The sequence below is a fragment of the Streptomyces sp. NPDC047869 genome, from assembly GCF_040704065.1.
In the GTDB taxonomy this organism is placed as follows: Bacteria; Actinomycetota; Actinomycetes; order Streptomycetales; family Streptomycetaceae; genus Streptomyces.
Window position 1 is genome coordinate 60,935 of the sequence record NZ_JBEYRK010000002.1, and the last position, 26,793, is coordinate 87,727.

The window sequence follows — 26,793 nt, forward strand, 5'->3', positions numbered from 1 at the left end:
CACGGCCGTGAGCGGACCGCCCACCCGGCCGTGCGGCCGGATGGGCGGTGCTGCGGGACCTGTGGTCAGGCCATGGCCTGTTCCGGGTTCTCGGTCGCTCTGGGTTCGGTGAGCTTCATGTCCGGGAGTCCGCGGTGCGCCGGGTCGCGGACCTCGCCGACCAGGAGCTCCAGGGCGTCCTCCAGGGCCACCAGGCCCAGGATCCGGCCCGAGGCGTCCGCGACCTGGGCCAGGTGGGTGGCCGCCCGGCGCATGACGGTCAGGGCGTCGTCGAGCGGGAGTTCCGAGCGGAGCGTGGTCATGGGACGCCAGACGTGCTGGGGGACGGCCCGGTCGGAGTCCTCCAGGTCCAGGACGTCCTTCACATGGACGTAGCCCATGAAGGGGCCCTTGTCCGCCGCCGCGACCGGGAAGCGGGAGTAGCCCGTGCGGGCCGTCAGCCGGACGATCTCGCCGGGGGTGACCGACGGCGGCACCGTGATCAGGGACTCGCGCCGCAGCAGGACGTCCGTCACCGGGCGGGAGCCCAGTTCCAGCGCGTCCTCCAGGCGCTCCTGTTCCTCGGGGTCCAGCAGGCCCGCCTGGCCGGAGTCCTCCAGCAGACGGTTGAGCTGCTCGCTGGTGACGACGGCCTCGACCTCGTCCTTGGGCTCGACCCGGAAGAGCCGCAGGATGCCCTGGGCGCAGGCGCCGAGGGCCACCGTGATGGGCCGGCACACCCGGGCGAAGGCGACCAGCCCCGGGCTCAGCCACAGCGCGGCCTTCTCGGGGGCCGCCATCGCGAGGTTCTTCGGCACCATCTCGCCGATGACGAGGTGGAAGAAGACCACCGCGGCGAGGGCGATGACGTAGCCGAGCGGGTGGATCACCCCGTCGGGCAGGTGGATCCACTCGAAGACCGGCTCCAGCAGGTGCGCGACGGTGGGCTCGGCGACCGCGCCGAGGGTCAGCGAGCAGACGGTGATGCCGAACTGGGCGGCGGCCATCATCTGCGGCAGCCGCTCCAGGCCGTACAGCACTTGGCGGGCCCGGGCCGTGCCCAGTGGTTCGATCTGGCTGCGGCGGACGGAGACGAGCGCGAACTCGGCGCCGACGAAGAAGCCGTTGGCGAGCACGAGCAGCGCGGCGAAGGCCAGTTGGAGGACGCTCATCGCACGGTCTCCATGACGTTCACGGCCGGGGTCGTGCGGACCAGACGCACCCGTTCGGCGCGGTAATGGCCCACCTGGCGCACGGAGAGCCGCCAGCCGGGCAGTTCGGCCCGGTCCCCGGGGGCCGGGATACGGCCGAGCAGGTCGGCGACGAGACCGGCGACGGTCTCGTACGGCCCCTCGGGCACGACGAGGCCTATGCGCTTCAGGACGTCGACCCGGCAGCCGCCGTCGACGTCCCAGGCGGGCCGGCCATCCTCCGGCGGGGCGGGGGCCAGCTCGGGCACGTCCTTGGCGTCGTGCTCGTCCCGGACCTCGCCGACGAGTTCCTCGACGATGTCCTCCAGGGTGACCACGCCGGCCGTGCCGCCGTACTCGTCCACGACGACCGCGATGGGCTGCTCGCTGCGCAGCCGGGCGAGGAGGGGCTGGACGGGCAGCGTCTCGGGCACGAGCAGTGCCCTGCGCGCGATACGGCCGACCGGGGTACGCAGCCGGTCGTTCACGGGGACCGCGAGCGCGTCCTTGAGGTGAGCCATGCCGACCACGTCGTCGATCTTCTCCCGGTAGACGGGGAAGCGGGAAAGCCCGGTGGCCCGGGTCAGGTTGACCACGTCCTCGGCGGTGGCCGAGTCCTGCAGGGCGCTGACCTTGACCCGGGGGGTCATGACGTGCTGCGCGGTCAGCTCGGCCAGGGACAGTGTGCGTACGAACAGGTCGGCCGTGTCCTGTTCCAGGGCTCCGGCCTGTGCGGAGTGCCGCGCCAGGGAGACCAGTTCGCCCGGGGTGCGGGCGGAGGCCAGTTCGTCGGCGGGCTCGACGCCGAGGGCGCGCACCAGCCGGTTGGCGACCGTGTTCAGCACGGAGATCACCGGCCGGAACAGGCGGGCGAAGAGGTGCTGGGGGCCCGCGACGAAGCGCGCGACCTGAAGGGGCCGCGACACCGCCCAGTTCTTGGGCACGAGTTCGCCGATCACCATCTGGATCGCGGAGGCCAGGAGCATGCCGGTGACCACGGCCGCACCGGAGACGGCGCCCCGGGGGATGCCGATCGCGGTGAACGGGCCGCGCAGCAGCGCGGCCAGGGCCGGTTCGGCGAGCATGCCGACGACCAGGGAGGTGATGGTGATGCCGAGCTGGGTGCCGGAGAGCTGGAAGGAGAGTTCCTTCAGCGACTCCACGACCGTGCCGGCGCGCTTGTCGCCGTCGGCGGCGGCCTGCTCGGCGTCCGGGCGTTCGACCGTCACCAGGCCGAACTCGGCCGCGACGAAGAAGCCGTTGGCCAGGATCAGCAGGAAGGCAGCTGCCAGGAGCAGCAGGGGGGTGGTCATGATGCCGCCGCCTCCAAGTGGGGGGAGGGGGCGGCGCAGGTACTACAGGACGATCCGTCCATCGCCGGAGGGGGTCACTCCTCGGGTAGCAGGAACCCCTGTCCACCGGGCGCGGCACCACAGGGGTGGAGGCGCGACGAAAAACGCCTCCACCTCCAGATTAATCAAGACACGGCCCGGAGTGGCAGGGCGAACGTCACCGATTCATCCCTGATCTTCGCCGGCCGGGGCCGTCGAGCGGGCCTCGGCGAGCGCCCGGAGCGCCCGCGCGTCGGCGATGGCACGCTGCTTGGCGAGGCCCGGCTGGATGCCGAGCGCGGGAAGGCTGGTGCCGTCGCTGAGGTTGAGGAACACCCAGGGATCGCCCGGACGGAGGTTCACCTGAAGGATTTCCGCCCAGGCCAGGCGCCGTTTGCTCGCGATGTTGACCACGGTGACGCCGGACTCCTCGGCGACCACCTTGACCCGGGCGAGTTGGGCGAGCGCCCAGAAGATGAGCGCTCCGGTGACGAAGAAGCTGGCCCGCTCGCCCGGACCGAGGTCCAGCAGCAGGGCGACACCCGAGATGACCAGGAAGATCGCCACGCCGGCGGTGAGCAGGATCACCCGCGTGTGGCCCGGCCGGAAGGTGACGGGGAGGGTGGGAAGCTCGGACATCTGTTCGCGTACCCCTTACAGGCGGCAGGCGTGGATGGCGGTGGTCAGGATGGCCCGGGCGCCGATCTCGTAGAGGTCGTCCATGATCCGCTGCGCCTCCTTGGCGGGGACCATGGCGCGCACGGCGACCCAGCCCTCGTTGTGCAGCGGGGAGACGGTCGGCGACTCCAGGCCGGGGGTGAGCGCGACGGCCTTCTCCAACTGCTCGACGCGGCAGTCGTAGTCCATCATCACGTACGTCCGGGCGACCAGGACGCCCTGGAGGCGGCGCAGGAACTGCTGGACCTTGGGCTCCTCGCCGTCGGCGCCGGTGCGGCGGATGACGACGGCCTCGGACCTCATGATGGGCTCGCCGAAGACCTCCAGGCCCGCGTTGCGCAGGCTGGTGCCGGTCTCGACGACGTCGGCGATGACCTCGGCGACGCCCAGCTCGATCGCGGTCTCGACGGCGCCGTCCAGGTGGACGACCGAGGCGTCGACGCCGCTGTCGGCGAGGTGCCCGGCGACGATGCCCTCGTACGAGGTGGCGACGGTGCGGCCCTTGAGGTCCGCGACGCCCGTCGCGGTGCCGGGCTTGGCGGCGAAGCGGAACGTGGAGCGGGCGAACCCGAGCGGCAGGATCTCCTCGGCGTCGGCGCCGGAATCGACCAGCAGGTCGCGGCCGGTGATGCCGATGTCGAGCCGGCCGGAGGAGACGTAGATCGCGATGTCACGGGGGCGGAGGTAGAAGAACTCGACCTCGTTCACCGGGTCGACGATCCGCAGCTCCTTGGACTCCCGGCGCTGCTGGTAGCCGGCCTCATGCAGCATGTCCGCCGCAGGGCCGGACAGGGAACCCTTGTTGGGGACGGCGATGCGCAGCATGAGGTCGGCTTCCTTTGCGTTGGGTCAGACGGGGGAATCGTGAGCCGGAGCGGCTCAGAGGTGGGCGTAGACGTCGTCCAGGGAGATGCCGCGGGCGACCATCATCACCTGGACGTGGTACAGCAGCTGCGAGATCTCCTCGGCGGCCGCCTCCTTGCCCTCGTACTCGGCGGCCATCCACACCTCGGCGGCCTCCTCGACGACCTTCTTGCCGATGGCATGGACCCCCTTGCCGACCAGTTCCGCGGTGCGGGAAGTGGCGGGATCGCCCTGGGCTGCCTTGTGCTGGAGCTCGGTGAAGAGCTCCTCGAAAGTCTTCTTGGACATGGTGGTGCCCACCCTACGCGGTGCGGGCGACTCCTCAGTGCCAGGGTTCGGATACCGAACGGAGCGTGGCGGCGGTGGCGACGGCGGCGGTGACCGCCTCGTGGCCCTTGTCCTCGCTGGAGCCCTCGATGCCGGCCCGGTCCAGGGCCTGTTCCTCGGTGTCGCAGGTGAGCACGCCGAAGCCGACGGGGACGCCGGTCTCCACGGAGACCTGGGTGAGGCCCTGGGTGACCCCCTGGCACACATAGTCGAAGTGGGGGGTTCCGCCGCGGATCACGACGCCGAGGGCGACCACGGCGTCGTAGCCGCGGCCCGCGAGGACCTTGGCGGCGACCGGGAGCTCGAAGCTGCCGGGGACCCTGATCAGGGTCGGCTCGTCGATCCCCAGCTCGCGCAGGGCGCGCAGGGCGCCGTTCACCAGACCGTCCATCACCTTCTCGTGCCACTGGGCCGCGATGACGGCGACCCTGAGGTCGCTCGCGCCCCGTACGGACAGCTCCGGTGCACCCTTGCCGCTCACATCTCTCCTCAGTGCTGTTCGCTTACTGGTTGCCGCAGGTGGACGCGGGCGCGGCCGCGGCGGCGGCCACGGCCGGGGTGTCCAGCCAGGGCAGATCGTGCCCCATCCGGTCCCGCTTGGTGCGCAGGTACCGGAGGTTGTGCTCGCCCGCCTGGACGGGCATCGGCTCGCGGCCGGTGACCTTCAGGCCGTGGCGCAGCAACGCGTCGGTCTTGTCGGGGTTGTTGGTCATCAGGCGGACGCCGCGCACGCCGAGGTCGGCGAGGATCCGCGCGCCGGCGCCGTAGTCGCGGGCGTCGGCGGGCAGGCCGAGTTCGAGGTTGGCGTCCAGGGTGTCGCGGCCCTGCTCCTGCAGTTGGTAGGCGCGCAGTTTGGACAGCAGGCCGATGCCGCGCCCCTCGTGTCCGCGCAGGTAGACGACGACGCCCCGGCCCTCGGCCTGGATGCGCTCCAGGGCGGCGTCGAGCTGGGGGCCGCAGTCGCAGCGCAGGGAGGCGAAGACGTCGCCGGTGAGGCATTCGGAGTGGACGCGGACCAGGACGTCCTCGCCGTCGCCGATCTCGCCGTGGACGAGGGCGACGTGCTCGACGCCGTCGACGGTGGAGCGGTAGCCGTAGGCGGTGAAGGTGCCGTGCCGGGTGGGCAGACGGGTCTCGGCCTCGCGGCGGACGGTGGGCTCGCTGCCGCGGCGGTAGGCGATCAGGTCCTCGATGGAGATGATCGTCAGGCCGTGCTTGCGGGCGAACGGGATCAGTTCGGGCAGCCGCAGCATCCGGCCGTCCTCGCCGGCGATCTCCACGATGGCGCCGGCCGGGCGCAGGCCCGCGAGCCGGGCGAGGTCCACGGCGGCCTCGGTGTGGCCGTTGCGGGTCAGCACCCCGCCGGGCCTGGCGCGCAGCGGGAAGACGTGGCCGGGGCGGACCAGGTCGGTGGGCTCGGCGGTGCCGCTCGCCAGCAGCTGGAGCGTGGTGGCGCGGTCGGCGGCCGAGATGCCGGTGCTGACGCCGTGCGCGGCGGAGGCGTCCACGGAGACGGTGAACGCGGTCTTCATCGACTCGGTGTTGTCCTCGACCATCTGCGGCAGCCGCAGCCGGTCCAGTTCCGTGCCCTCCATGGGGGCGCAGATCAGGCCCCGGCACTCGCTCATCATGAAGGCGACGATCTCGGGGGTGGCCTTCTCGGCGGCGATGACGAGGTCGCCCTCGTTCTCCCGGTCCTCGTCGTCGACGACGACGACCGGGCGGCCCGCCGCGATGTCGGCGATGGCCTGCTCGACGGGGTCGAGCCCGAAGTCCTCGATGCGTTCGGTGCTGTGGAGCCAAGGTGCCGAGGTCATGCCGGCGCTCCTTCCAGAACGGGCCGCGCGTCCTTGCGGGAGCGCAGCCACCAGTCGCGCATGCCCCACAGGACGAGCGCGCCGTAGATGACGTAGACGAAGCCGGAGAAGGCGTAGCCGTTGGCGAAGTTGAGGGGCACGCCGACGAGGTCGACGAGCAGCCAGGCGATCCAGAACTCCACCATCCCCTTGGCCTGGGCGTACATGGCGACGATGGTGCCGACGAAGATGTAGGCGTCGGGCCAGGGGTCCCAGGAGAGGGAGGGGTAGGCCTTGAACAGCAGGGCGACGGCGACGGTGCCGGCGGCCGCGGCGGCGAGCATCGCCGCCCGCTCGGTCCAGCTCGCGAACCGGGGGACGATGTGGCCGTCCGGGGCGCGGTCCTTGCGGCGCTGCCACTGCCACCAGCCGTACAGCGCGACGACCATGACGACTGCCTGCTTGCCGGCGCTGCCGGCCAGGTGGCCGTAGAAGGCCCCGAAGAGGACCAGGCCCGAGAGGAACTGTACGGGCCAGGTCCACAGCGAGCGGCGCCAGCCGAGGGCCAGGGTGATGAGGCCGAGGATGTTCCCGGTCATGTCGGACCAGATGATGTGCTGGCCGAAGAGGGTGAAGGCCTCGGAGTTCATCCAGTTCACTTGCCGTCCCCCTGTCCGGCCGCGAGCAGCCGCTCCACGTACTTGGCGATGACGTCGACCTCGAGGTTGACCGGGTCGCCGGGCTGCTTGTGGCCGAGCGTGGTCAGGGCGAGGGTGGTCGGGATGAGGCTCACCGTGAAGTGGTCGGGGCCGGCGTCGACGACGGTGAGGCTGATGCCGTCGACGGTGACGGAGCCCTTTTCCACGACGTAGCGGGCGAGATCCGCGGGCAGCGAGATCTTCACGATCTCCCAGTTGTCGGACGGCTTGCGCTCCAGGACCTGCCCGGTGCCGTCCACGTGCCCCTGCACGATGTGCCCGCCGAGGCGCGCGCCCACCGCGGTGGGGCGCTCGAGGTTGACGCGGGAGCCGACACCGAGCGCGCCCAGGCTGGAGCGGTTCAGCGTCTCGGCCATGACGTCGGCGGTGAACTCGTCGCCCTCGTGGTCGACGACGGTGAGACAGACCCCGTTCACGGCGATGGAGTCGCCGTGCTGCGCGCCCTCGGTCACGATGGGGCCGCGGAGCCGGAAACGGGAGGCGTCGCCGAGATTCTCGACGGCGGTGACCTCACCCAGCTCTTCGACGATTCCGGTGAACACTTCCCGGGTCCTCCTGCCTCATGGGGCACGGACTCCGGGGCCTGTCGAAGACGACAGAATGAACGGGAAGACAGCTCCGGGGACGACGCCGAACAGGGACCCGTCCACGTGCGGACGAGCCCAGATCCGGCGACGCGCATGAGAGCATGCCCGCCCGCCGCGCACTGCCTCCCATCCGGACTTTAACCGTCGGTCCAGGAATTTCACCTGGTCAACCGGCCGCTGGAAGCGACCGGGTCGCGGACTGTAACCGCCGGTTCGGACTTTCACCGACCCCGGAGTGCGCTGCTTCTGGTACAGGGCCAGTGTGCCACGGCCGGTAGGGGTCCATGCGGGTGAATGATGTGGAGTGACTCACAGACCGCTCCCCGCGCCCCGCCTGGCGGTATTGGTCCGGACCATTGACCGCACTGGTCTAGTCCTTTTAGGGTGCGGGCGGGCCCGGCGGCGGTGACGACGGCCCTTGCCCGTCGCCGGGCCGCCCAACCCCCGCGAGGCGGGCGGCTACCGCCCGACAGGCCTCGAGGCCGTGTCCGCGGCCTCACGCCCGCGTCGCGACGCCCGGCAGGTCGGGGGCGAACAGCTCGTCCTGGGCCCGGTCCCGGGCCGTCAGCAGGGCGCCGCGCAGGACGGCGGGGCCACCGAGGCGGCCGGCCCGGACCTCGGCGACCAGCGGCGACATCCGGCGGAGCCGCTCGGCGACGCGCTCGGCGAGCACCGCTCCCCCGGCCTGCCCGATCTCCCCGCCGAGGACGACGCAGCCCGGGTCGAGGAGGGAGACCACGGAGGCGGCCCCGATGGCGATCCGGTCGGCGAGGGCGTCGAGGAAGCGCTCGGCGGGGCCGGTCCCGGCCCTCCCGCCGGGCGGCTCCGTCACCCGCGCCACGGCCTCGCGCACCACGACCGCCACGCCCGGCCCGTCCACCCGCTCCGCCCCCGGCAGACCGTGTTCCACGGCCAGCCGGGCGATCGCCGCCGCTCCGGCCAGGGAGTGGAAGCCGCCGTCGCAGTCCGTCGCCGACGGCAGGGTCGCCGTGCCCGGGACCGGCAGGAAGCCGATCTCGCCCGTGCCGCCGGAGGCACCGCGCCGCAGGGTGCCGTCCAGGACGACCGCGGCGCCGACGCCATGGCCCAGCCAGAGCAGGACGAAGGTGTCCCGGTCGCGGGCGGCGCCCTCACGCTGCTCGGCCAGGGCGGCCAGATTGGTCTCGTTCTCCACGGTCACCCGGGCCCCGGGCAGCCGTTCCTGGAGGGCCGCGGCGAGCCGGCGGTGCCAGGCAGGCAGTCCGCCGGAGTCGCGGAGGTCGCCGGTAGCGGGGTCGACGAGGCCCGGCGCCCCGATCCCGACGGTGTGAAGCCGTCGGCCACCGGCCTCCTTGACCGTCCGCTCCACCACCGTCACCGCCTGCTCCACGGCCGGCCCGGTCCCGGTGTTCCCGCCGATGGGCACCGAACCCTCGGCCAGCACGCGCCCCACGAGATCGGAGACCAGCACGAAGACACCCTCGGTGCGCACATCGAGCGCGGCCAGGTGGGCGCGGTCGGCGACGATGCCGTACAGCCGGGCGTTCGGGCCGCGGCGCTGCTCGCCGGACTCCCCCACCACCGTGATCAGACCGGAGGCGCTGAGCCGCTCGACGAGGTCGGCGACCGTGGGCCGGGACAGTCCGGTGAGCTGCTTCAACTGCCCTGCCGTCAGCGGGCCTTCCCGTTGCAGCAGACGCAGGGCGAGCCGGTCGTTGATGGCCCGGGCGGTGCTCGGTGATGCGGGCATGACGGGCATCCTCCCAGACGGGCGCGGCCGGGTTGTCCACTATCTATCAGGCAGGGTCCCTGATAGTTTACGGCGGTGCGGCGACGGCGCCGCGCGGAACGCCCGGGGAGGGACTGGAACATGGGTGACGTGGGGCATGCAGGTGTCGAGGTGAGGCGCGCCCGGTACGCCGTGGCGGCCGTGTTCGCCGTGCACGGCGCCGTGACCGGTTCCTTCGCCACCCGCGTGCCCTGGGTGCAGGAGCATGCCTCGCTGAGCGCGGGACAGCTCGGCTTCGCCCTGGCGTTCACGGCGTTCGGCGCCTCGTGCGCGATGCCGCTGGCGGGCCGGATCAGCCACTCCTTCGGCAGCCGTACGGCACTGCGCGGGCTGCTCGCGCTGTGGACGCTGTCGCTGATCCTGCCGGCCCTCGCGCCGAACATGTACACGCTGTGCCTGGCGATGTTCGCCTACGGCGCGAGCGCGGGCATGGCCGACGTCGCGATGAACGCCCTGGGTGTCGAGGTGGAGCGGCTGCTCGGCAAGTCGATCATGTCGGGTCTGCACGGCATGTGGAGCGCGGGCGCCCTGATCGGCTCGGCGGCCGGCACGCTCGCCGCGCACCTGGGCACCGACGCGCGCGTGCACTTCGCGCTGGCCTCGGCCGTCCTCACCGTGCTCGGTCTGGTGGTCTGCTCGGGGGTGCTGGACGTGCAGCCCGCCGAGGACGAGGAGCCGCCCCCGCGGTTCGCGCTGCCGCCCCGCTCGGCGCTGCTGATCGGTGCGGTCGGGTTCTGCGCCGTGTTCGCGGAGGGGGCGAGCCTGGACTGGTCGGCGGTGTTCCTGCGGGACCGGCTGGACAGCTCGGCCGGGGTCGCGGCCGCCTGCACGACCGGGTTCATGCTGACCATGGCGGTGGCCCGGATCGCCGGGGACGCTGTGGTGAACCGCTTCGGGGCGGTCCGCACCGTGCGGGCCGGCGGTGTGCTGGCCGGGCTCGGCGGCCTGCTGATCGTCCTCGCCGGGCATCCGGCACTGGCGATGGCCGGGTTCGCGCTGATGGGGCTCGGCATCGCGGTCGTCGTACCGCTGTGCTTCGCGGCGGCCGGGCACGCCGGCCCCAACCCCAGTCAGGCCATCGCGGGCGTGGCGACCATCACGTACACCTCGGGGCTGGTCGCGCCGAGCCTGATCGGCGGGGTGGCGCAGGCGACCAGCCTGATGGTCTCGTTCTGCGTGGTGACGGTGCTGGCCTGCGGTCTCGCGGTGTTCGCCGGTGTGCTGCGCACCGCCGAGCGCGGCGGCCGCACCGAGGTCAGTCCGCGGGTCGCAGAAGTTCCCGGCCCACGGCCCTGAAGGCTTCGCTCCACGGCGCGGGGCGCAGCGTCGTCGCGTCCAGCCGGACCAGGACCCGGGTGCCGCGCGCGTAGGTCTGCGCGCCGTCGGCCGAGCAGAAGCGGAAACCATAGGTGAGGCCCGTGGTGCCGAGCCGCTCCAGCCAGAGGTGGACGGCGTAGGTGCCCGGGCGGGTCACCGGTGCCTCGTAGCCGATGCTCAGTTCGCGGACGGCGTTGCAGGCGTCGCCGGCGGCGTGCCAGTCGCCGTCGAAGCGGACGCCGTGCTCGTTCCACAGCTCGGTCCAGGCGCGCTCGACCATCAGCGGGTAACGGGCGTTGTGCAGCAGTCCGAGGGCGTCCAGGTCGTCGAAGTGGACGGTGACGGGGATCAGCCGGCCGTGGGCGACGGCGGGGGCGATCGGGGCTTCGGCGGTCACGGATGTGCTCCTGGGCGGTGGGACGGGGACGGCGTGAACGGCGTGGACCACTCCATACTAAGCGACCGCTCAGAAAGGCCGTCCCGTCACCGCAGGTCAGCCCCCTGAACGCGGTCCATGAGCGGGGCCGGGTGCACGGGAAGCCGCCAGGTACCCCCGACAATGGTCTGGAACAGTCTTCACGTACAGAGAAAGCGAAACCCCACCATGGACCTCGGCGTGCGTTGGAAGCTGCACGGTGACGGGCGCACGCCCGCACCCGGAGCGGTGGTACGCCCCGACGAAAGGCTCTCCTGGCCGCGCACGGTGGGCCTGGGCGCCCAGCACGTCGTGGCGATGTTCGGAGCCTCCTTCGTGGCCCCCGTGCTCATGGGCCTGAACCCGAACCTGGCGATCATGATGTCGGGCGTGGCGACCGTGATCTTCCTGCTCGCCACCCGGGGCCGGGTCCCGAGCTACCTGGGCTGCTCCCTGTCCTTCGTCGGCGTGGCCGCCGTCATCCGGGCGCAGGGCGGCACGAGCGCCACCGTGACCGGCGCGGTCCTGGTGGTCGCCGCCGTGCTGTTCCTGGTGGGCCTCGCGGTGCAGCGCTTCGGCGCGCGGATCATCCACGCCGCCATGCCGCCGATCGTCACCGGCGCTGTCGTGATGCTGATCGGCTTCAACCTGGCTCCGGTGACCGCGTCGACGTACTGGCCGCAGGACCAGTGGACGGCCCTGCTGGTGATGCTGTTCACCGGGCTGGCGGTCGTCTGCCTGCGCGGTTTCTGGTCCCGGATCGCGATCTTCCTGGGACTGGTCTTCGGATACGGGATCTCCTGGGCCTTCGACCGGATCTTCGGGAAGATCCACTCGGCGGACGCGAGCGGCAGGCTGACCGACCATTGGCGGCTGGACCTCTCCGGCGTCTCCAAGGCCGACTGGATCGGCCTGCCGTCCTTCCACGGGCCCTCGTTCCAGTGGTCGGCGATCCTGGTCGCCCTGCCGGTCGTCATCGCGCTGATCGCGGAGAACGCGGGGCACGTCAAGGCGGTCGGGGAGATGACCGGCGATCCGCTGGACGACAAGCTCGGCACGGCGATCTCCGCGGACGGCGTCGGCTCGATGCTGTCGACCGCCGTGGGCGGCCCGCCCACCACCACGTACTCCGAGAACATCGGCGTGATGGCCGCGACCCGCGTCTACTCCACCGCCGCCTACTGGGCCGCGGCCTGCTTCGCCCTGCTCTTCGGCGTCTGCCCCAAGTTCGGCGCGGTCGTCGCCGCGATCCCGGGCGGGGTGCTCGGCGGCATCACCGTCATCCTCTACGGCATGATCGGCCTGCTCGGCGCGCAGATCTGGATCAACGCCAAGGTCGACCTGCGCAACCCGCTGAATCTGGTGCCGGCCGCCGCGGGCATCATCATCGGCGTCGGCAACGTCACCATGAAGTTCACCGACACCTTCTCGCTCAGCGGCATCGCGCTCGGCACCCTGGTCGTCATCACCGGCTACCACGCGCTGCGCGCCTTCGCGCCCGCCCATCTCAAGACGCAGGAGCCGCTGCTGGACGAGGGCACCTCCAGCTACAACGAGAACGGTCAGCGCGCCGAGCCGTAGGCGGGTCTCCGCCCGCTCCGCGTTCCCCCGTTCCGGGGAAGCACCGGGCCGGTCGGCACGCGGGCCGGCCCGGGGCTGCGACCCTTCCCCCATGGCGCAGCCGGAACACCTCACCGCTCCCGTCGACGCCGTCCTGGCCCGGATGCGCGCCCTCGACGCGGAGCTGCCCGAGCGGGACGGGGTCGCCGTGTTCAACCGCGTCTACCTCTCCGTCACCGAGGAGGTCGGCCGACGCCTGGACGCCGGGGTGTTCGCGGACCGGCGGGCGGCGGCCACGCTGGACGTACGGTTCGCCGAGCGGTACCTCGCGGCGGTCGACACCGCGGACCGGGACCGCCGTCCGCCCGCCTGCTGGCGGCCCCTGTTCCAGTTCCGCCGCCACCCCGGGGTACGGCCGCTGCAGTTCGCGCTCGCGGGCATCAACGCGCACATCGGGCACGACCTGGCGCTCGCCGTGGTGGACGCCTGCCGTACGCTCGGCTGCGAACCGGCCGATCTGGAGGACGAGTTCGACCGCGTGGGCGACCTCCTCGCCTCGCTGGAGGAACGCATCCGCGAGGATCTGATGCCGGGTCCCGACCTGCTCCAGATCGCCGACCCGATCACCCATCTGCTGGGTTCCTGGAGCCTGGAGCGGGCGCGGGACGCGACCTGGGCGGCGGCCCGGGCGCTGTGGGCGCTGCGCCGCTGCGGCGACCTCGCCGGGGAGTTCACCGAACGGCTGGACGCGGCGGTCGGCTTCGCGGGGCGGATGCTGCTGACTCCGTGCGGCGACCGACCCGGGGTGTTCCGGCCAACCTCCGCCGGGTCGCCTGGAACTACTCGGTGATCTCTGTAGGTTGAACCCGAGACCGACCGCGAAGGAGTTCACGCCACATGGCTACCCGGCTGGGCCTCGGCCTCCCGCAGAACCGGCAGTACGACCTCGGCAGGGACGTGCCCGACGTGGCACGCACGGCGGAGCGGATCGGATACGACAGCCTCTGGGTGTACGAGCGCGCCCTGTTCCCGGAACCCGCCGGCCAGGGCCTGTACGGCATTCCGGGGCTCCCCTGGCCCGACTCCTACCGCGGCGTCGCCGAGCCGCTGGTCACCCTGACCCTCGCGGCGGCCGCCACCGAACGCGTCGAGCTGGGCTCCAGCGTGCTGGTCGCGCCGCTGCACCTGCCCTTCCAGCTCGCCAGGTCCCTCGCCACGCTGGACGCGGCGAGCGGGGGCCGGGTGCTCGCCGGATTCGGCACCGGCTGGTCCCACGACGAGTACGCGGCGGCGGGCGTCCGGCCCTTCGAGGAGCGCGGGCAGGTGCTGGACGAGGTGATCGACGTGTGCCGGGCGGTGTGGGGCCCGGACCCGGTGGTGCACGAGGGCCGCGTCTCCCGGATCTCCTCGGCGGTGGTCGGCCCCAAGCCGGCCCGGCCGATCCCGATCCTGCTCGCGGCGAGCGGCAGGCGCGCGCAGCGGCGTCTGGTGGACCACGCCGACGGCTGGCTCCCGGTGGGCATGGGCGTCGAGCAGATCGCCGCCCAGTGGGCCGAGTTGCAGGACCTGGCCGCCGAGCGCGGCCGCAAGGAGCCGATCCGGACCGTGCTGCGGGTCAACGCGGTGTACTCGGTCAAGCCCCACGAGGGCGACGGCCGGCGGCCGTTCCAGGGTGACGCCGGCCAGATCGCCGAGGATTTGGCCCGGCACGCCGAGATCGGCCTGGACGAGATCCTCGTGGACCTGCAGAGCACTCCGCGCGACGCCCAGGAACTCAAGGACGTCGCCGCCGAGGTGTTCGAGAAGGCGCGGGCGGCCGGAGTCTGAGTCCGGCCGCCCGCGCCTCGGTCTCTTCCCTCTCGGACCCGGTCAGTCCTCGGGCAGCTCCACCGGGGCGATCTCGTCGTAGACATCGCCCGGGCCCGGGTTGGTCGGGTCGGTCTCGCCGCCGAAGTGGTGCATGACGCCCCAGACCGCGTTCAGCGCGGTCTGGATCGCGCCCTCGGCCCAGCCGGCCGTCCAGGAGATGTCGTCACCGGCGAGGAAGATGCCCCGCTTGTCCTCGGGCAGCCGGTCCTGCATGAAGTGCGTGAACAGGCGCCGCTGGTAGCGGTAGTGGCCGGGCAGGTTGGCCTTGAACGCGCCCATGAAGTAGGGCTCGTTCTCCCAGGAGACGGTCACCGGGTTGCCGATGATGTGCTTCCTGATGTCGACCTTCGGGTAGATCTCGCCGAGCGACTTCAGCATGACCTCCATCCGCTCGTTCGCGGACAGCGGCAGCCACTTCAGGCTGTCGTCGCACCAGGTGTACGACAGGCAGATCACGGCCGGCTTGTCGGGGCCGTCGTCCAGCAGGTAGGTGCCGCGGGTCATCCGGTCGGTGAGCGTCATCGACATGACGTCCCGGCCGGTCGGGTTGCCCTCGTCGTCGACGGCCTTGTCGAGCCAGAACGGCCTGTCCACGGGCACGAAGAGCTTGCTGGACTCCATGTAGTGGGTGCGCTCGATGGCGGTCCAGTGGTCGATCGGGAACAGCGAGTCGTCGCAGGCGATCTTGGACAGCAGCATCCAGGACTGGGCGGTGAAGATCGCCGCCTGGTACGTGCGGATGTCGCCGTTCGCGTCCGTCACGGTGATCCGGTTGCCCGAGGTGCGGTGCAGCCGGGTCACGGCGGGGCGGGGCTCACCGTCCGTGTGCAGGGACTTCAGCGAGGTGCCGTACGGCCAGTGGACGATCTTCTCCGGCTCGCGCTCCCACAGCCGGAGCGGAAGCTGCTGGGAGCCGCCGACGATGCCGCGGTGGTGGTCGTCGGCCTCGGTGTAGACGACGCGCAGGATCTCCAGGATGGAGTTCGGGAAGTCGGTGTCCCAGCCACCGGTGCCGAAGCCGACCTGGCCGAAGATCTCGCGGTGCCGGAAGGACTTGAAGGCCTCGGAGTCGCAGAGGAAGCCGTAGAAGGTCTGGTTGTCGAGCTTCTCGACCAGCCTGGCCCAGATCTCGCGGATGCGCGGCACGTCCCGCTCGCGCAGCGCGCGGTTCATGTCGGAGAAGTCGGCGCCCTCCTCCAGGCACTTGTTCCAGGCGTCGGCGACGTCCCGGTACACCTGGGGCAGGTCGTCGACGGTCTCGGCGTAGTGCGACTCGCCCTTGAGGTCCACGACGGTGGACGGGGTGGCCTCGGCGAGCGGGTTCGGGAACGGCCTGGTCTCGAGGTCCACCAGGTCGATGTAGTGCTGCAGCGCGGTGGAGGACGGCGGGAAGCGCATCGCGCCCATCTCGGCGGTCAGCGACTCGTCGCAGCCCTCGAAGCCGATCGTGCGCAGCCGGCCGCCGAGCTGGTCGGCCTCGTAGACGACGGGCTTGAGGCCCATCTTCATCAGCTCGTAGGCGGCCACCACACCGGACAGACCGCCGCCGATGACGGCGACCTCGGTGCCGTGCTCGGTCGCCGGGACCTGGCCCAGGCCCGCCGGGTGGGCGAGGAAGTCGTCGTAGGCGTAGGGGAAGTCCGGCCCGAACATGGTGATCGGCGGCTGCTGCTCGTCTGCGTGCTCGACGGCGTTGGGCACGGTGGACGTCATGGGGTACGGACTCCTTGCGCGGGGGTGGTTCTGGGGAAGCTCTGGGGTCAGACGAGGGACCGGTACAGACCGGGGTGGCGGTCCTTCAGGTACGGGTTGGCCTCGCGGGAGGCGGCCAGGAAGCCCGGGTCGGCGTCGGCGAGGACCAGTTGCTCCTCGCGGCCGGCGCGGGTGCGGGCGACGCCGTCGGGGCCGGCCAGGACAGACAGGCCCACGAACTCGAACTCTCCCTCGTGGCCGGCCCGGTTGACGTACGCCACGTACATCTGGTTCTCCCAGGCCCGCACCGGCACCAGGGACTCGGCGACGAACTGGAAGGGGTGCATCTGCGCCGTCGGCACGAGGAGGAGATCGGTGCCGGCCAGGGCGTGCGCCCGTACGTTCTCCGGGAACTCGACGTCGTAGCAGATCATCAGGCCCACGGTCAGCCCGTTCAGCTCGGCCTGGACGACCGGCTGCTCGCCGGGCGTGAAGTGGTCCCGCTCGAAGCAGCCGAAGAGATGGGTCTTGCGGTAGTTCGCGAGCCGGGTGCCGTCGGCGGAGATCAGCTGGGCGGAGTTGTACACGGTCCCGCCGTCGCGCTCGGGGTAGCCGTAGGCGATCGCCAGCGCGTGCCGGCCGGCGATCTCGGCGATCGCGTCCGCGGAGTCGCCGTCGGCGGGCTCGGCGAGACGGGCGATGTCGTCGCCGATGGCGTACCCGGTGAGGAACATCTCCGGCGCGGCCAGCAGCGCTGCGCCCGCGGCGGCGGCCCGGCCCGCGGCCTCGTCGAGAACCTTGAGGTTCTCGACGATGGAGCCGGGGCGGCCGGAGCTCTGGAGCAGGGCGGTGCGCATGCGTGTCCTCACCGGGCAGGGGGTCGGGGGGCCAATTAGAAGGTACGGTCGGCGCGCTCGGCCGGACAAGAAGGAGCCGTTGCGCGCCGGTACGCGGTTCGTTGCGTGGCAAGGGGGTCCGACGGCGATTCGTTGCGCGCCCCGCGGGGGAGTCCTCGTACGCCCTGGGACGCAGGTCACGGCGGTGTCTGCCCGCCGGACGGGGGAGGCCGGACGCCGCCTCGGGAGCGATGTGCGCGAGGGCGCGCCGCCGCGAGAGTGGTGGGCGTCCAGTTCACACGTCCGGTCTGCGGAAAGGACCGTCATGCAGCGTCGTACGAGGATCGCCGCCGTCACCGCCGCCCTGCTGATCACCGCCGGGGCGGCAGGATCGGCGACGGCCTCCGGTCAAGGCCCGGGGCGGCACCACCGCCACGAGGCCGCCGCCCTCACCGGCACGGCCAAGCTGTACCGATCGGCCGGGGACGACATCACCTTCTCCTTCGACGCGCACCTCGCGGCGAAGGACACGAAGAACCCGGCGAAGGCCACCGGCACCTTCCGGTTCAGTCACTACCTGCACGGCAAGGGCGCCTGGGCCAGGGCGAAGGTCGACTGTCTGGTCACCGGCGGAAAGGTCGCCGTCGTCTCCGGCGTGATCACCGACTCGGACCTGCCGGGCGCCAAGGGCACGCGGGTCGGCGTCACCGTCCACGACCTCGGCGGGCACGACCGGCTGGGTTACAGCTGGGCGGCGACGAAGGACATCGGGCCGAAGCACCTGCCCAGGTGTGTCTCGTCGGCGCCGTTCGAGAAGGTGCGGCAGGGCACGGGCGACTTCCACGTCGTGCTGTGGCGGCCCGCGCTCTAGAGCCGGCGCAGCCGCTCCACGATCTCCCTGAGCAGTTCCGGATCGGCGGCGGGGCCGGTGACGGGGTGGCGGCCCGGCTCGTCGATCCGGACCAGGCCGGCCTCGGCCAGGTCGCCGAGCAGGACGCGGACGACGGTCAGCGGCAGGTCGGCGTCCGCCGCCAGCTCGGCCACAGGGCGCGGGCCCCGCCGGACCAGCTCGAGCAGGGCCGCCGGGGCGTGGTCGAGCACCGGCGGGGCCGCGCCGTCCGGCTCCGCCGCGGTGACCCGGGACATCAGGTCGACGGTGTGCCGGTCCGAGGGGCGGGTGCGGCCCCGGGTCACGGTGTAGGGGCGGACCATCGACCCCGTCTCGTCCTCGTACCAGTGCTCGTCGCTCACCGCGGGATCAGGGGGCCGAGCGGGTGGCGGCGTCCAGGTGGCGGCCGAGGCGGCGGACCAGCAGGGCCATCTCGTGGGCGAGCTGTCCGACGTCGGTGCCCGACTCGCTCAGCACGGCGAGCCGGCTGCCGTGGCCGGCCGGGGTGACGAAGAGGTAGGCGTCCTCCAGCATGACCATCGTCTGCCGCACCTCGCCCGCCTCGAACCGCTCCCCCACCGAGCGGGCCAGCCCGTGGAAGCCGGAGCAGACGGCGGCCAGGTGCTCCACGTCCCGGCCCGGCATGCCCTCCGAGCAGCTCAGGGCCAGGCCGTCGGCGGTGAGCAGCACGGCCTGGCGGACATGGTCGGTGCGGGCCACCAGGTCGTCCAGCAGCCAGCCGAGACCGGTGCCGGGGGCACCGGCCGGCGTGGCCGGGGTCGCGGGGGTCTGGTCGTCACCGTGCATCGTCGGTGTCCGTCCCTTCGTCGGCGTGGGTGTGCGCTGCGTCCGGTTCACGGGTGGCCGCCGCGTCCGGTTCACGGGTGTGGGCAGGCAGTCCCCTGCGGCCACGGTCCAGACCGCGCTGGAAGGCACCGAAGATCGCCCGCATCTCCTCGGCATCGACCTCACGCACCGGGCCGGGGGCCGGCGTCCGAGGCTCGTCCCGCAACTCCCGGGCGAGGGAGGCTTGACGGGTCCGGGTGGGGAGGGCGGGGGTAGGGGCGCCTTGGGGCGTGGGAGGGGCGGGGGGCTTGTCGGGGGCGGGCGCGGGGGTGCCCTGCGGCACGGGGGTGCCCTGCGGCACGGGAGCAGTGTGCGGCGCCGGGGCTGCGGAGAGCTGGGCGGAGGCGGGGGCGTCCGGGGTGGGGGCAGCGGGGGCGCCGTGCGGCTCGGGGGCCGACGTCGGGGTGGTCCGCCTCCGGAACGGCAGCTCGGGGGCGGGGGTGCCGTGCGGCACGAGCGCGTCAGGGGCGGGGTCGGCCGCGGGCGTGCCCTGCGGCACGGGGGCCGGCCGGGGGGTGCTCCGCGTCCGTGACGGCAGCACGGGGGCCGCAGCACCCCGCGGCTCGGGGGCGGGGGTGCCGTGCGCCGCGAGCGCGTCGGGGGCGGGGTCGGGGTTGGCGGCGGGCGACCCCTGCGACTCGGGGGCGGCATGCGGCGCGGCAGCAGTGGGCGCGGCCTGGGGTGCGGGCGCCGGCGCGGGGATGCTCCGCGTCCGGGACGGCAGTTCCGGTGCCGGTGCCGCACCGGACTGCGGGGTCGGTGCCGCGGCCGCACCGGACTGCGGTTCCGGTGCCGGGACCGCCGCGCCGGAGGGCAGTTCCGGTGCCGGGGTCGCGGCGGGGGTGCGTGGGTGCTCTGCCCGCGTCCCCGCCGGTTCCGCGTCCGCCAGTACCGCCGGAGGCAGCAGCACCACCACGGTCGTACCCCCGTAGGGCGAATCCCCGAGGCTCACCTCGATGCCGTGCCGGGCGGCGAGGCGGCCGACGACGTACAGGCCGAGGCGGTCGTGCCGGGTGGGGTCGAAGGCGTCGGGGTCGGTGAGGGTGCGGTGCGCCTCGGCGCGCTGCTCCGCGTCGAGGCCGAGCCCGCGGTCGTCGATCTCCAGCACGAACCCGCCGCCGACCCGCCCGGGCCGCAGCGTGACCTGGGTGTGCGGCGGTGAGAAGACCGCCGCGTTCTCCAGCAGCTCGGCGAGGAGGTGCACGACGTCGGCGACCGCGTCGGCCGCGATGCCCACCTCGGGCATCGGCGGTACCACCACGCGGGTGTAATCCTCGATCTCGCTCACCGCCGACGCGACCACGTCGGCCACGGGCACGGGCCGGCGCCAGCGGCGTCCGGGCGCCGCGCCGGAGAGGATGATCAGACTCTCCGCGTGCCGGCGCATCCGGGTGGTCAGGTGATCGATGCGGAACAGCTGGCCCAGGATCTCCGGGTCGTCGGTCCGCCGCTCCAGCGTGTCGACGAGCTTGAGCTGGCGGTGCACCAGTGCCTGGTTGCGCCGCGCGATGGTGAGCAGGACCGCGAAAAGACCCCGGCGCAGGCCGGCCTGTCGGACGGCGGCCTCCACGGCGGCCAGGCGCGCGGTGTTGAAGGACCGGCCGACCTGGCCGATCTCGTCGTCGCGGACCTCGTCGGCGGCGAGCGGGGGCGCCTCGGCGAGCGCGTCCACCTCCTCACCCGCGCTCAACCGCCGCATGACATCGGGGAGTTGCCGAACGGTGAGGACGTCGGCCGTGTCCCGGAGCGTCTCCAGACGGCGTGAGACGCGCCGCGCTCCACGCACCGCGAGCCACAGTGACAGCGCCACGGCGGCCAGCCCGGCCGCTCCGACGACGGCGGCCTTCGTCAGCTCGTGGTAGGCGAAGGCCCGGCCGCGCGTGGCGGAGTTCTCGGCGGAGCGGGTGCACAGCAGCATGTAGCGCTTGACGGCCCGGTCGGTCGCCGACCGCCAGGTGTCCGCCGCGACGGCCCGCCCCGCGCCCGCGGCGCCGGCCCGCAGCAGCGCGTCCTCGCCGCGCACCAGCGCGCGGTGCGGCTCGGCGCGCCGGAATTCCTCGAACAGGCGCCGCGAGTCGGCGGGCAGGTCCGGTACGTACGTCCGCTCGAAGACCCGCCGGTCCTCGATGGTTGCGGTCAGGGTGGCGTACTGCCGGTCGGTCAGCGTGCCCGCCGCCCGCGCCCCGGCGACCAGGGCGTCCTCCCGGGACACGAACTCCCGCACCCGCACCAGCTCGATGACGACCTGCGACTCCCGGGCGAGCTGCCCGGCCTGGAGGGCGGTGAGCGTGGACTGGACGTCGAAGCCGGGCTCGACGAGCCCGCCGTACTCCTCGACCGCCCGGTCCCAGGTGACCCGCCGGGTCAGTACGCGTTCGCGCAGGCCCTCCAGCTTCCCGGTGGCCGCGACCATGGCGTCCACGGCCTGCCGCTGCCGGCCGGTGAGCCGGCCGCGGTCGCCGTCGCGGACCGCGCGCCGCATGGCCTCGACGGCCCGGTCGGTGCGGCGCTGCTGTCCGAGCAGGTCGCCGGCGACGGCCGCGTCGAGGCCGGCGCGGCCGGCGCCCAGGTAGGTCGCGGACATCCGGCGTTCGATCTGGATCTGACCTACCGCGGTGTCCACCGGGGTCCCGAAGTCCTCGTACACCCCCTGGAGGCGGACGAGCGCGCGCAGTTCGGCGGTGACGGACACCATGGTGAAGCTCCACAGGCCCATCAGCGCAACGGCCGGGGCCAGGGCGAGCGCCACGATCCGGGTGCGGACGGTGGTGGGACGGCCGACGGGCCAGCGCATGGGTTACCTGCCGGTGTTACCAGTCAGTAGAAAGTCCGGCACAACCTACGGGATGGCCATCCGGACCGCAATGGTGATGTGCGGTAACCCCGGGTCACCTCGGGAGCTCCCCGGGATGACCGCCCATCCGAAGCGGGGACCTAGCCCGGAGCCCCCGAGGAGAAGCGGCGCAGCAGCGGTGACAGCACCAGCACCGACTTGGTCCGCTCCACGAACGGCTCGCCGGCGATGCGCTCCAGGACCCGTTCGAAGTGGCGCATGTCGGAGGCGAAGACCTGGACGACCGCGTCCGCGTCGCCCGTGACGGTCGACGCGGCCACGACCTCCTGGTAGCGCTCCAGGCCCCGCTGGATGGTCTCCGGCGAGGTGTTGCGCCGGCAGTAGATCTCGACGAACCCCTCGGTCTCCCAGCCGAGCGCCGCCGGGTCCACCCGGACGGTGAACCCGGTGATGGCTCCGGTGGCCCGCAGCCGGTCCACGCGCCGTTTGACGGCGGGTGCGGACAGGCCGACGAGCTGCCCGATGTCCGCGTAGGAGCGGCGCGCGTCCTCGGCGAGGGCGTGCACGATGCGTTCGTCGAGATCGTTCAGCACGGGGGGTGGTTCATTTCTCCGGATCGGTCACTTCTCCGTCGCCACCGCGACGTCCTCAGCGGTCGCGAGACGGGAACGGCGGTAGCCGTACCCGAAGTAGAACACGAGCCCGACCGCCATCCAGACACCGAAGACCACCCAGGTGACGGCGGACAGGCTCCCCATCATCCAGACGCAGAAGGCGAAGCCCAGCGCGGGCAGCACCGGCGACAGCGGGACGCGGAAGGTGCGCGGCATGTCCGGGCGGGTCCGGCGCAGCACCACCACGGCCACGTTGACCAGAGCGAAGGCGAACAGCGTGCCGATGCTGGTGGCGTCGGCCAGCTGGCCCAGCGGGACGGCGGCGGCGAGGACGCCGCAGAACAGCGACACGATCACGGTGTTGGCGCGGGGCGCGCCGGTCTTCGGGTGCACCCTGGCGAAGACCTTCGGCACCAGTCCGTCGCGGGACATGGCGAAGAGGATGCGGGTCTGGCCGTAGAGCACGGTCAGGACGACGCTCGCGATGGCGATGACGGCGCAGAAGGCCAGCAGGGTGGCCCAGAAACCCTGCCCGGTGACGTCCCTCATGATCTGGGCGAGCGCGGCCTCGGAGTCGTTGAACCTCCGCCAGGGCCGCGCGCCGACGGCGACGGCCGCGACCAGCACGTACAGGGTGGTCACGATGACGAGGGACAGCATGATCGCGCGCGGCAGGTCCCGCTGGGCGTTCTTCGCCTCCTCACCGGCGGTGGAGGCGGCGTCGAAGCCGATGTACGAGAAGAACAGCGTGGCGCCGGCCGCGCTGACGCCCGCCATGCCGAGCGGCATGAAGTGGGCGTAGTTGCCGGACTTGAAGCCCATGAAGCCGATGGCGCAGAACAGGATCAGCGCGGCGATCTTCACGCACACCATGATCGTGTTGGCGCGCGCGGACTCCTTGGCACCGCCGAGCAGGAAGGCCATCGCGAGGAGCACGACGATCAGGGCGGGCAGGTTGAAGACGCCGCCGTCGCCGGGCGGGGCGGACAGGGCGTCCGGGATGGTGACGCCGATGGTGCCGTCGAGCAGTTCGTTGAGGTACTCGCCCCAGCCGACGGCGACGGCGGCGACCGAGACGCCGTACTCCAGGAGCAGGCACCAGCCGCAGACCCAGGCGATCAGTTCGCCCATGGTTGCGTATGCGTACGAGTACGAGGAACCGGAGACCGGGATGGTGCCCGCCAGCTCGGCGTAGGACAGGGCCGAGAACAGCGCGGTGAGCCCGGCGATCACGAAGGAGAGGGTGACGGCCGGACCCGCCTTGGGCACGGCCTGGCCGAGGACGACGAAGATGCCGGTGCCGAGGGTGGCGCCGATGCTGATCATGGTCAGCTGCCACAGCCCGAGGGACCGCCGCAGCGTCCCTCCCTCGCCCTGGCCGCCTTCCGCGACCAGGCATTCCACTGGCTTGCGACGCATGAGGCGCGCGGCGACGCCCGGGGACGCGGGGGCGGCCGTTCTCTGGTCTTGCGGGGGTGCGCCTTGCTCGAGCACGCGCTGGCTCCTTATCGCTGCCGGTCTGGATGGACGAGGACCGGCGGAAGCCCCTCGGGGCAGGAACCCGCCGAGCGGAGTCCCCGCCACGCCACCTACAGCGCAGCACCCTATGAGGCGCGGCTTCGCGGGCGTAATGCAGCAAGGTTGCGCATACCCGCATGATCATTGCGTTGATCGGGACGGGGTGCCCTTTTGTTGCGCCCGGACCGCGAACCGTTGCGCGGCTGCCCCGCCGGTCCCTTTTCTCACGCTTCCTCCGGCTCCCCCGCCACGGCCCGCCCCGCCGCCTCGCCGGTCGCGCCGAAGCCCGCCTGCCCGCCGTTCCCGCACGCCTCCGCCCCGGCGGCGATCCGGCGCGCGTGCGCCTCCGGGGAAGGCCTGCTCGCCGGCGCCGGGCGCGGCCCCGGTCCGGCCGGGCGCGGAAGGTTCGCACCCGGCCGGTGCGTTCGCCGCGGACCCGCCCGCGGACACGCCGACGGCCCCCGTCCGTCCCGGGAGCGGGATCGGCGAGAGCCGTACGGAAGGCGTGCCGGGGCCGGTTCCGGCAGGCGTGTCAGTTCCAGCTGGCGTGCAGCGGCTTGCCCTCGGCGTAGCCGGCGGCGCTCTGGATGCCGACGACGGCCTTCTCGGCGAACTCCTCCAGGGAGCCGGCGCCGGCGTAGGTGCAGGAGGAGCGGACGCCCGCGATGATCGAGTCGACCAGGTCCTCGACGCCCGGGCGGGCCGGGTCGAGGAACATGCGGGAGGTGGAGATGCCCTCCTCGAACAGTGCCTTGCGAGCGCGGTCGTAGGCGGACTCCTCCGAGGTGCGGTTGCGCACCGCGCGCGCGGAGGCCATGCCGAACGACTCCTTGTAGAGGCGTCCGTTCGCGTCCTGGTGGAGGTCGCCCGGGGACTCGTAGGTGCCGGCGAACCAGGAACCGACCATCACGTTGGACGCGCCGGCCGCGAGGGCCATGGCCACGTCGCGCGGGTGCCGGACGCCGCCGTCGGCCCACACGTGCTTGCCGTACTTCCTCGCCTCGGCGGCGCATTCCAGGACCGCGGAGAACTGCGGCCGGCCCACGCCGGTCATCATCCGGGTCGTGCACATCGCGCCGGGGCCCACACCGACCTTGATGATGTCCGCACCGGCGTCGATCAGGTCCTTGACGCCCTCGGCGGAGACGATGTTGCCCGCCGCGAGAGGCACCTGCGGGTCGAGGGCGCGCACCAGCTTGATCGCGCTGATCATCGACTCCTGGTGGCCGTGCGCGGTGTCGATGACGAGCGTGTCCACGCCCGCGTCGAGGAGCTGCTTGGCCTTGCCGGCCACATCGCCGTTGATGCCGACGGCGGCGGCGACGCGGAGCCGGCCCTTCGCGTCCACGGCCGGGGTGTACAGCGTGGCCCGCAGGGCGCCCTTGCGGGTCAGGATGCCGGCGAGCCGCCCGTCCTTGTCCACGGCCGGGGCATAGCGGCGGTTGTGCGTGTCGAGGGTGTTGAAGGCCTCGCGCGGGTCGATGTCGGCGTCCAGCAGCAGCAGGTCCTTGGACATGACCACTTCGAGCTGGGTGAAGCGGTCGACACCGCTGAGGTCCGCGTCGGTGACGACGCCGACCGGCCGCTGCTCCTCGTCGACGACCACACCGGCGTTGTGCGCGCGCTTGGGCAGCAGGGCCAGGGCGTCGGCGACGGTCTGGTGCGGGGCCAGCACGATCGGGGTGTCCAGCACCAGGTGGCGGCTCTTGACCCAGGAGACGACGTCGGTGACCACGTCGATCGGGATGTCCTGCGGTATGACCACGAGGCCACCGCGCCGGGCGACCGTCTCGGCCATGCGGCGGCCGGCGATGGCGGTCATGTTGGCGACGACGAGCGGGATGGTGGTACCCGTGCCGTCCGGCGAGCCGAGGTCCACGCCCTGACGCGAGCCCACCGCGGAGCGGCTCGGCACCATGAACACGTCGTCGTACGTCAGGTCGTACGCGGGCTGGATGTCATTGAGGAAACGCACGTGCTGCACATCCCAGTCGATCAGAGGTGACCCCCCGACGGGTGCGCCAGGGGGAAAAGAGCACGTACTTCATTGTCCCATGGCGGCCGCCCCGTCACGCCCCCACGGAACCTCCAGGCCCGTCGGAAGGGGTCTGGGAGGATCCTCCAAGCGCGAGGGCGACGGTCAGCGCCGGCGTGACGCGCATGGCGTGCGAGAACACCTCCTGGGCGGTCTCCCACTCCTCCGGCCGGGCCTTCGCGTACGCCTGCCAGTCCCGGACGACGAGGAGCAGCCCTCGCCCCCCGGCTCCCTCGGGCCAGACGGACAGGTCGGAAAGGGACTCGGCCAGCGCGTCCCAGTTGCGGCCGAACCAGCCGGGCAGCGCCAGGGCCCGGGCGGTGCGGTCCATCAGGCCCGCCTTGTCCGTGACCCCGTCGAGGTCGAGGGCGACCACGAGCCGGCCCGTCAGGTCTTCGGTCATCTCAGCACCGCCCGGAACGAGTTGTAGTGATCATCGGTGTAGTAGATCTCCCCGTCCCGCCCGGTGACCAGCCGTCGTGCCCCGCGGTCCGGTGAACCCGGGGTGGGCACGGTGTACTCGTGGTAGTAACCGCGCGGCTGCTTCGGCAGATGTCCCTCGAAGTTCCCGAACACGACCCCGTCCCTGGCGTAGGGGTAGGGGCCGCCCTTGTCGATGAGGGCGAGGGTCCTGCGCGCCTCGGCCGGCAGCCGCGACTCCTGGACGGTGTCCATGTCCCGGGCCCATTCCGGGGCGGACGCGCGCGTGTCCGCCGGCGCGGCTCCGCCCGTGCCCGAGCATCCGGTCAGCAGGACCGCCAGCGCCAGCAGCGCCCCCGCGAGCACGGCGGGAACCCACCCCGCCCCGGCGCGGAGGACGGGCCTCGGGGACGTGTGAGGGACGAACCGCGGCAGCAGCATGCCGCAGATGCTGTCACGGCCGTCCCGTCGCGTCCGCACCACGACCCGCCGACGGGCCGGCCGGTGCGCGGCAGCGCCTGGGCTCCGTCGAGCGTGCCCGGTTGGGTCGGCGCGCCGACGGGACGCGTAAGGGCGGGCCCTCCGGGGTGCACTCGGGCCCGCCGGGGTCCGTCAGCGCCCCTTGAGGTCCCTCAGCGCCCGTCGAAGTCCGTCTGCGCCCGTCGAGTTCGTCAAGGCCCGTTGACGTCCGCCAGCGCCCGTCGGAGCCCTGCCGAGCCCGTCGGCGTCGCGGAGTACGTCAGGGTCCG

General features: G+C 72.6%; 26 protein-coding genes and 1 riboswitch. Of the genes, 5 read left to right on the forward strand and 21 right to left on the reverse strand.

Translation table 11 applies throughout. The annotated features are described in order from the left end of the window. Positions 1-65 precede the first annotated feature (65 nt). The 10 genes from AB0924_RS02775 to AB0924_RS02820 form a co-directional block, all read right to left on the reverse strand. Positions 66-1,151: a hemolysin family protein gene (locus tag AB0924_RS02775; protein WP_366910502.1), complete on the reverse strand. Its 1,086-nt coding sequence runs from the start codon at positions 1,149-1,151 to the stop codon at positions 66-68. Beyond that, on the reverse strand, positions 1,148-2,482 hold the full coding sequence (locus AB0924_RS02780) for a hemolysin family protein (protein ID WP_366910503.1): 1,335 nt from the start codon (positions 2,480-2,482) through the stop codon (positions 1,148-1,150). Before AB0924_RS02780 ends, AB0924_RS02775 begins: the two co-directional genes overlap by 4 nt. A gap of 204 nt (positions 2,483-2,686) precedes the next feature. After that, complete coding sequence (locus tag AB0924_RS02785; RefSeq protein WP_358937466.1) at positions 2,687-3,139, reverse strand: PH domain-containing protein; 453 nt, start codon at positions 3,137-3,139, stop codon at positions 2,687-2,689. Positions 3,140-3,154: 15 nt separating this feature from the next. Continuing rightward, positions 3,155-4,003, reverse strand: coding sequence for an ATP phosphoribosyltransferase (hisG, locus tag AB0924_RS02790; RefSeq protein WP_358937468.1), 849 nt, complete (start codon positions 4,001-4,003; stop codon positions 3,155-3,157). A 54-nt stretch (positions 4,004-4,057) separates the two neighbouring features. After that, entirely contained in the window at positions 4,058-4,330 is a 273-nt protein-coding gene (locus tag AB0924_RS02795; RefSeq protein ID WP_019983911.1) for a phosphoribosyl-ATP diphosphatase, read from the reverse strand. A gap of 34 nt (positions 4,331-4,364) precedes the next feature. Continuing rightward, a complete protein-coding gene (gene ribH / locus AB0924_RS02800; protein WP_358937471.1) occupies positions 4,365-4,850 on the reverse strand; it encodes a 6,7-dimethyl-8-ribityllumazine synthase in 486 nt (161 codons plus the stop codon). A gap of 22 nt (positions 4,851-4,872) precedes the next feature. After that, entirely contained in the window at positions 4,873-6,186 is a 1,314-nt protein-coding gene (locus AB0924_RS02805) for a bifunctional 3,4-dihydroxy-2-butanone-4-phosphate synthase/GTP cyclohydrolase II (RefSeq protein WP_358937473.1), read from the reverse strand. Further along, complete coding sequence (locus AB0924_RS02810; protein WP_358937475.1) at positions 6,183-6,824, reverse strand: nicotinamide mononucleotide transporter family protein; 642 nt, start codon at positions 6,822-6,824, stop codon at positions 6,183-6,185. The genes AB0924_RS02805 and AB0924_RS02810 overlap by 4 nt, the downstream gene beginning before the upstream one ends. Then, positions 6,821-7,426: a riboflavin synthase gene (locus AB0924_RS02815; RefSeq protein ID WP_358937477.1), complete on the reverse strand. Its 606-nt coding sequence runs from the start codon at positions 7,424-7,426 to the stop codon at positions 6,821-6,823. Before AB0924_RS02815 ends, AB0924_RS02810 begins: the two co-directional genes overlap by 4 nt. Before the next feature lie 157 nt (positions 7,427-7,583). After that, a riboswitch (FMN riboswitch) is annotated at positions 7,584-7,714 on the reverse strand. Between the two features lie 253 nt (positions 7,715-7,967). Then, complete coding sequence (locus AB0924_RS02820) at positions 7,968-9,200, reverse strand: ROK family transcriptional regulator (protein ID WP_358937479.1); 1,233 nt, start codon at positions 9,198-9,200, stop codon at positions 7,968-7,970. A gap of 120 nt (positions 9,201-9,320) precedes the next feature. Between AB0924_RS02820 and AB0924_RS02825 the strand changes: the two genes are divergently transcribed. Continuing rightward, positions 9,321-10,535: an MFS transporter gene (locus AB0924_RS02825; RefSeq protein WP_358937481.1), complete on the forward strand. Its 1,215-nt coding sequence runs from the start codon at positions 9,321-9,323 to the stop codon at positions 10,533-10,535. Here the strand turns inward: AB0924_RS02825 and AB0924_RS02830 are convergent. Next, positions 10,495-10,953, reverse strand: a complete 459-nt coding sequence (locus AB0924_RS02830; RefSeq protein WP_358937483.1) for a thioesterase family protein — start codon at positions 10,951-10,953, stop codon at positions 10,495-10,497. The two genes, AB0924_RS02825 and AB0924_RS02830, sit on opposite strands and share 41 nt — an antisense overlap. Positions 10,954-11,160: 207 nt before the next feature. On the opposite strand from AB0924_RS02830, the gene AB0924_RS02835 reads away from it, so the two are divergent. The 3 genes from AB0924_RS02835 to AB0924_RS02845 all read left to right on the forward strand — a co-directional run bounded on the left by AB0924_RS02835 (position 11,161) and on the right by AB0924_RS02845 (position 14,358). Beyond that, complete coding sequence (locus tag AB0924_RS02835; protein ID WP_366910504.1) at positions 11,161-12,552, forward strand: solute carrier family 23 protein; 1,392 nt, start codon at positions 11,161-11,163, stop codon at positions 12,550-12,552. A gap of 91 nt (positions 12,553-12,643) precedes the next feature. Then, positions 12,644-13,381 (forward strand): DUF5995 family protein, encoded by a 738-nt coding sequence (locus tag AB0924_RS02840; protein ID WP_366910505.1) that lies wholly within the window; start codon positions 12,644-12,646, stop codon positions 13,379-13,381. A gap of 47 nt (positions 13,382-13,428) precedes the next feature. After that, positions 13,429-14,358: an LLM class F420-dependent oxidoreductase gene (locus AB0924_RS02845; RefSeq protein WP_358937490.1), complete on the forward strand. Its 930-nt coding sequence runs from the start codon at positions 13,429-13,431 to the stop codon at positions 14,356-14,358. A 42-nt stretch (positions 14,359-14,400) separates the two neighbouring features. On the opposite strand, the gene AB0924_RS02850 is transcribed toward AB0924_RS02845, so the two are convergent. Then, the gene (locus tag AB0924_RS02850; protein ID WP_358937492.1) at positions 14,401-16,113 is read right to left on the reverse strand and encodes an NAD(P)/FAD-dependent oxidoreductase; all 1,713 of its coding nucleotides are present in this window, start codon (positions 16,111-16,113) and stop codon (positions 14,401-14,403) included. A 47-nt stretch (positions 16,114-16,160) separates the two neighbouring features. Then, positions 16,161-16,949, reverse strand: coding sequence for a carbon-nitrogen hydrolase family protein (locus AB0924_RS02855; RefSeq protein ID WP_366910506.1), 789 nt, complete (start codon positions 16,947-16,949; stop codon positions 16,161-16,163). A gap of 304 nt (positions 16,950-17,253) precedes the next feature. Between AB0924_RS02855 and AB0924_RS02860 the strand changes: the two genes are divergently transcribed. Continuing rightward, the gene (locus tag AB0924_RS02860) at positions 17,254-17,799 is read left to right on the forward strand and encodes a Repetin (RefSeq protein ID WP_366910507.1); all 546 of its coding nucleotides are present in this window, start codon (positions 17,254-17,256) and stop codon (positions 17,797-17,799) included. Here AB0924_RS02860 and AB0924_RS02865 read toward each other — a convergent pair. The 8 genes from AB0924_RS02865 to AB0924_RS02900 all read right to left on the reverse strand — a co-directional run bounded on the left by AB0924_RS02865 (position 17,796) and on the right by AB0924_RS02900 (position 26,485). Next, positions 17,796-18,179, reverse strand: coding sequence for a DUF742 domain-containing protein (locus AB0924_RS02865; protein WP_366910508.1), 384 nt, complete (start codon positions 18,177-18,179; stop codon positions 17,796-17,798). The two genes, AB0924_RS02860 and AB0924_RS02865, sit on opposite strands and share 4 nt — an antisense overlap. A gap of 7 nt (positions 18,180-18,186) precedes the next feature. Then, the gene (locus tag AB0924_RS02870; protein ID WP_358937500.1) at positions 18,187-18,624 is read right to left on the reverse strand and encodes a roadblock/LC7 domain-containing protein; all 438 of its coding nucleotides are present in this window, start codon (positions 18,622-18,624) and stop codon (positions 18,187-18,189) included. Beyond that, on the reverse strand, positions 18,614-21,457 hold the full coding sequence (locus AB0924_RS02875) for a nitrate- and nitrite sensing domain-containing protein (RefSeq protein ID WP_366910509.1): 2,844 nt from the start codon (positions 21,455-21,457) through the stop codon (positions 18,614-18,616). Before AB0924_RS02875 ends, AB0924_RS02870 begins: the two co-directional genes overlap by 11 nt. Before the next feature lie 140 nt (positions 21,458-21,597). Continuing rightward, positions 21,598-22,050, reverse strand: coding sequence for an Lrp/AsnC family transcriptional regulator (locus AB0924_RS02880; RefSeq protein WP_132894522.1), 453 nt, complete (start codon positions 22,048-22,050; stop codon positions 21,598-21,600). 27 nt (positions 22,051-22,077) lie between these two features. Further along, complete coding sequence (locus AB0924_RS02885; protein ID WP_366910510.1) at positions 22,078-23,565, reverse strand: amino acid permease; 1,488 nt, start codon at positions 23,563-23,565, stop codon at positions 22,078-22,080. 556 nt (positions 23,566-24,121) lie between these two features. Further along, on the reverse strand, positions 24,122-25,564 hold the full coding sequence (locus AB0924_RS02890) for a GuaB1 family IMP dehydrogenase-related protein (RefSeq protein WP_358938290.1): 1,443 nt from the start codon (positions 25,562-25,564) through the stop codon (positions 24,122-24,124). A 94-nt stretch (positions 25,565-25,658) separates the two neighbouring features. Beyond that, a complete protein-coding gene (locus AB0924_RS02895) occupies positions 25,659-26,027 on the reverse strand; it encodes a barstar family protein (RefSeq protein WP_366910511.1) in 369 nt (122 codons plus the stop codon). Further along, positions 26,024-26,485, reverse strand: coding sequence for a ribonuclease domain-containing protein (locus tag AB0924_RS02900; RefSeq protein ID WP_358938286.1), 462 nt, complete (start codon positions 26,483-26,485; stop codon positions 26,024-26,026). Before AB0924_RS02900 ends, AB0924_RS02895 begins: the two co-directional genes overlap by 4 nt. Between the last annotated feature and the right edge of the window lie 308 nt (positions 26,486-26,793).

Coding starts and splice junctions, on each gene's coding strand:
- AB0924_RS02775 (WP_366910502.1), bottom strand. CDS start 1,151: ATGAGCGTCCTCCAACTGGCCTTCGCCGCGCTGCTCGTGCTCGCCAAC.
- AB0924_RS02835 (WP_366910504.1), top strand. CDS start 11,161: ATGGACCTCGGCGTGCGTTGGAAGCTGCACGGTGACGGGCGCACGCCC.
- AB0924_RS02895 (WP_366910511.1), bottom strand. CDS start 26,027: ATGACCGAAGACCTGACGGGCCGGCTCGTGGTCGCCCTCGACCTCGAC.
- AB0924_RS02875 (WP_366910509.1), bottom strand. CDS start 21,457: ATGCGCTGGCCCGTCGGCCGTCCCACCACCGTCCGCACCCGGATCGTG.
- AB0924_RS02900 (WP_358938286.1), bottom strand. CDS start 26,485: ATGCTGCTGCCGCGGTTCGTCCCTCACACGTCCCCGAGGCCCGTCCTC.
- AB0924_RS02845 (WP_358937490.1), top strand. CDS start 13,429: ATGGCTACCCGGCTGGGCCTCGGCCTCCCGCAGAACCGGCAGTACGAC.
- AB0924_RS02825 (WP_358937481.1), top strand. CDS start 9,321: ATGGGTGACGTGGGGCATGCAGGTGTCGAGGTGAGGCGCGCCCGGTAC.
- AB0924_RS02820 (WP_358937479.1), bottom strand. CDS start 9,200: ATGCCCGCATCACCGAGCACCGCCCGGGCCATCAACGACCGGCTCGCC.
- AB0924_RS02840 (WP_366910505.1), top strand. CDS start 12,644: ATGGCGCAGCCGGAACACCTCACCGCTCCCGTCGACGCCGTCCTGGCC.
- hisG (WP_358937468.1), bottom strand. CDS start 4,003: ATGCTGCGCATCGCCGTCCCCAACAAGGGTTCCCTGTCCGGCCCTGCG.
- AB0924_RS02855 (WP_366910506.1), bottom strand. CDS start 16,949: ATGCGCACCGCCCTGCTCCAGAGCTCCGGCCGCCCCGGCTCCATCGTC.
- AB0924_RS02805 (WP_358937473.1), bottom strand. CDS start 6,186: ATGACCTCGGCACCTTGGCTCCACAGCACCGAACGCATCGAGGACTTC.
- AB0924_RS02795 (WP_019983911.1), bottom strand. CDS start 4,330: ATGTCCAAGAAGACTTTCGAGGAGCTCTTCACCGAGCTCCAGCACAAG.
- AB0924_RS02850 (WP_358937492.1), bottom strand. CDS start 16,113: ATGACGTCCACCGTGCCCAACGCCGTCGAGCACGCAGACGAGCAGCAG.
- AB0924_RS02870 (WP_358937500.1), bottom strand. CDS start 18,624: ATGCACGGTGACGACCAGACCCCCGCGACCCCGGCCACGCCGGCCGGT.
- AB0924_RS02785 (WP_358937466.1), bottom strand. CDS start 3,139: ATGTCCGAGCTTCCCACCCTCCCCGTCACCTTCCGGCCGGGCCACACG.
- AB0924_RS02780 (WP_366910503.1), bottom strand. CDS start 2,482: ATGACCACCCCCCTGCTGCTCCTGGCAGCTGCCTTCCTGCTGATCCTG.
- AB0924_RS02860 (WP_366910507.1), top strand. CDS start 17,254: ATGCAGCGTCGTACGAGGATCGCCGCCGTCACCGCCGCCCTGCTGATC.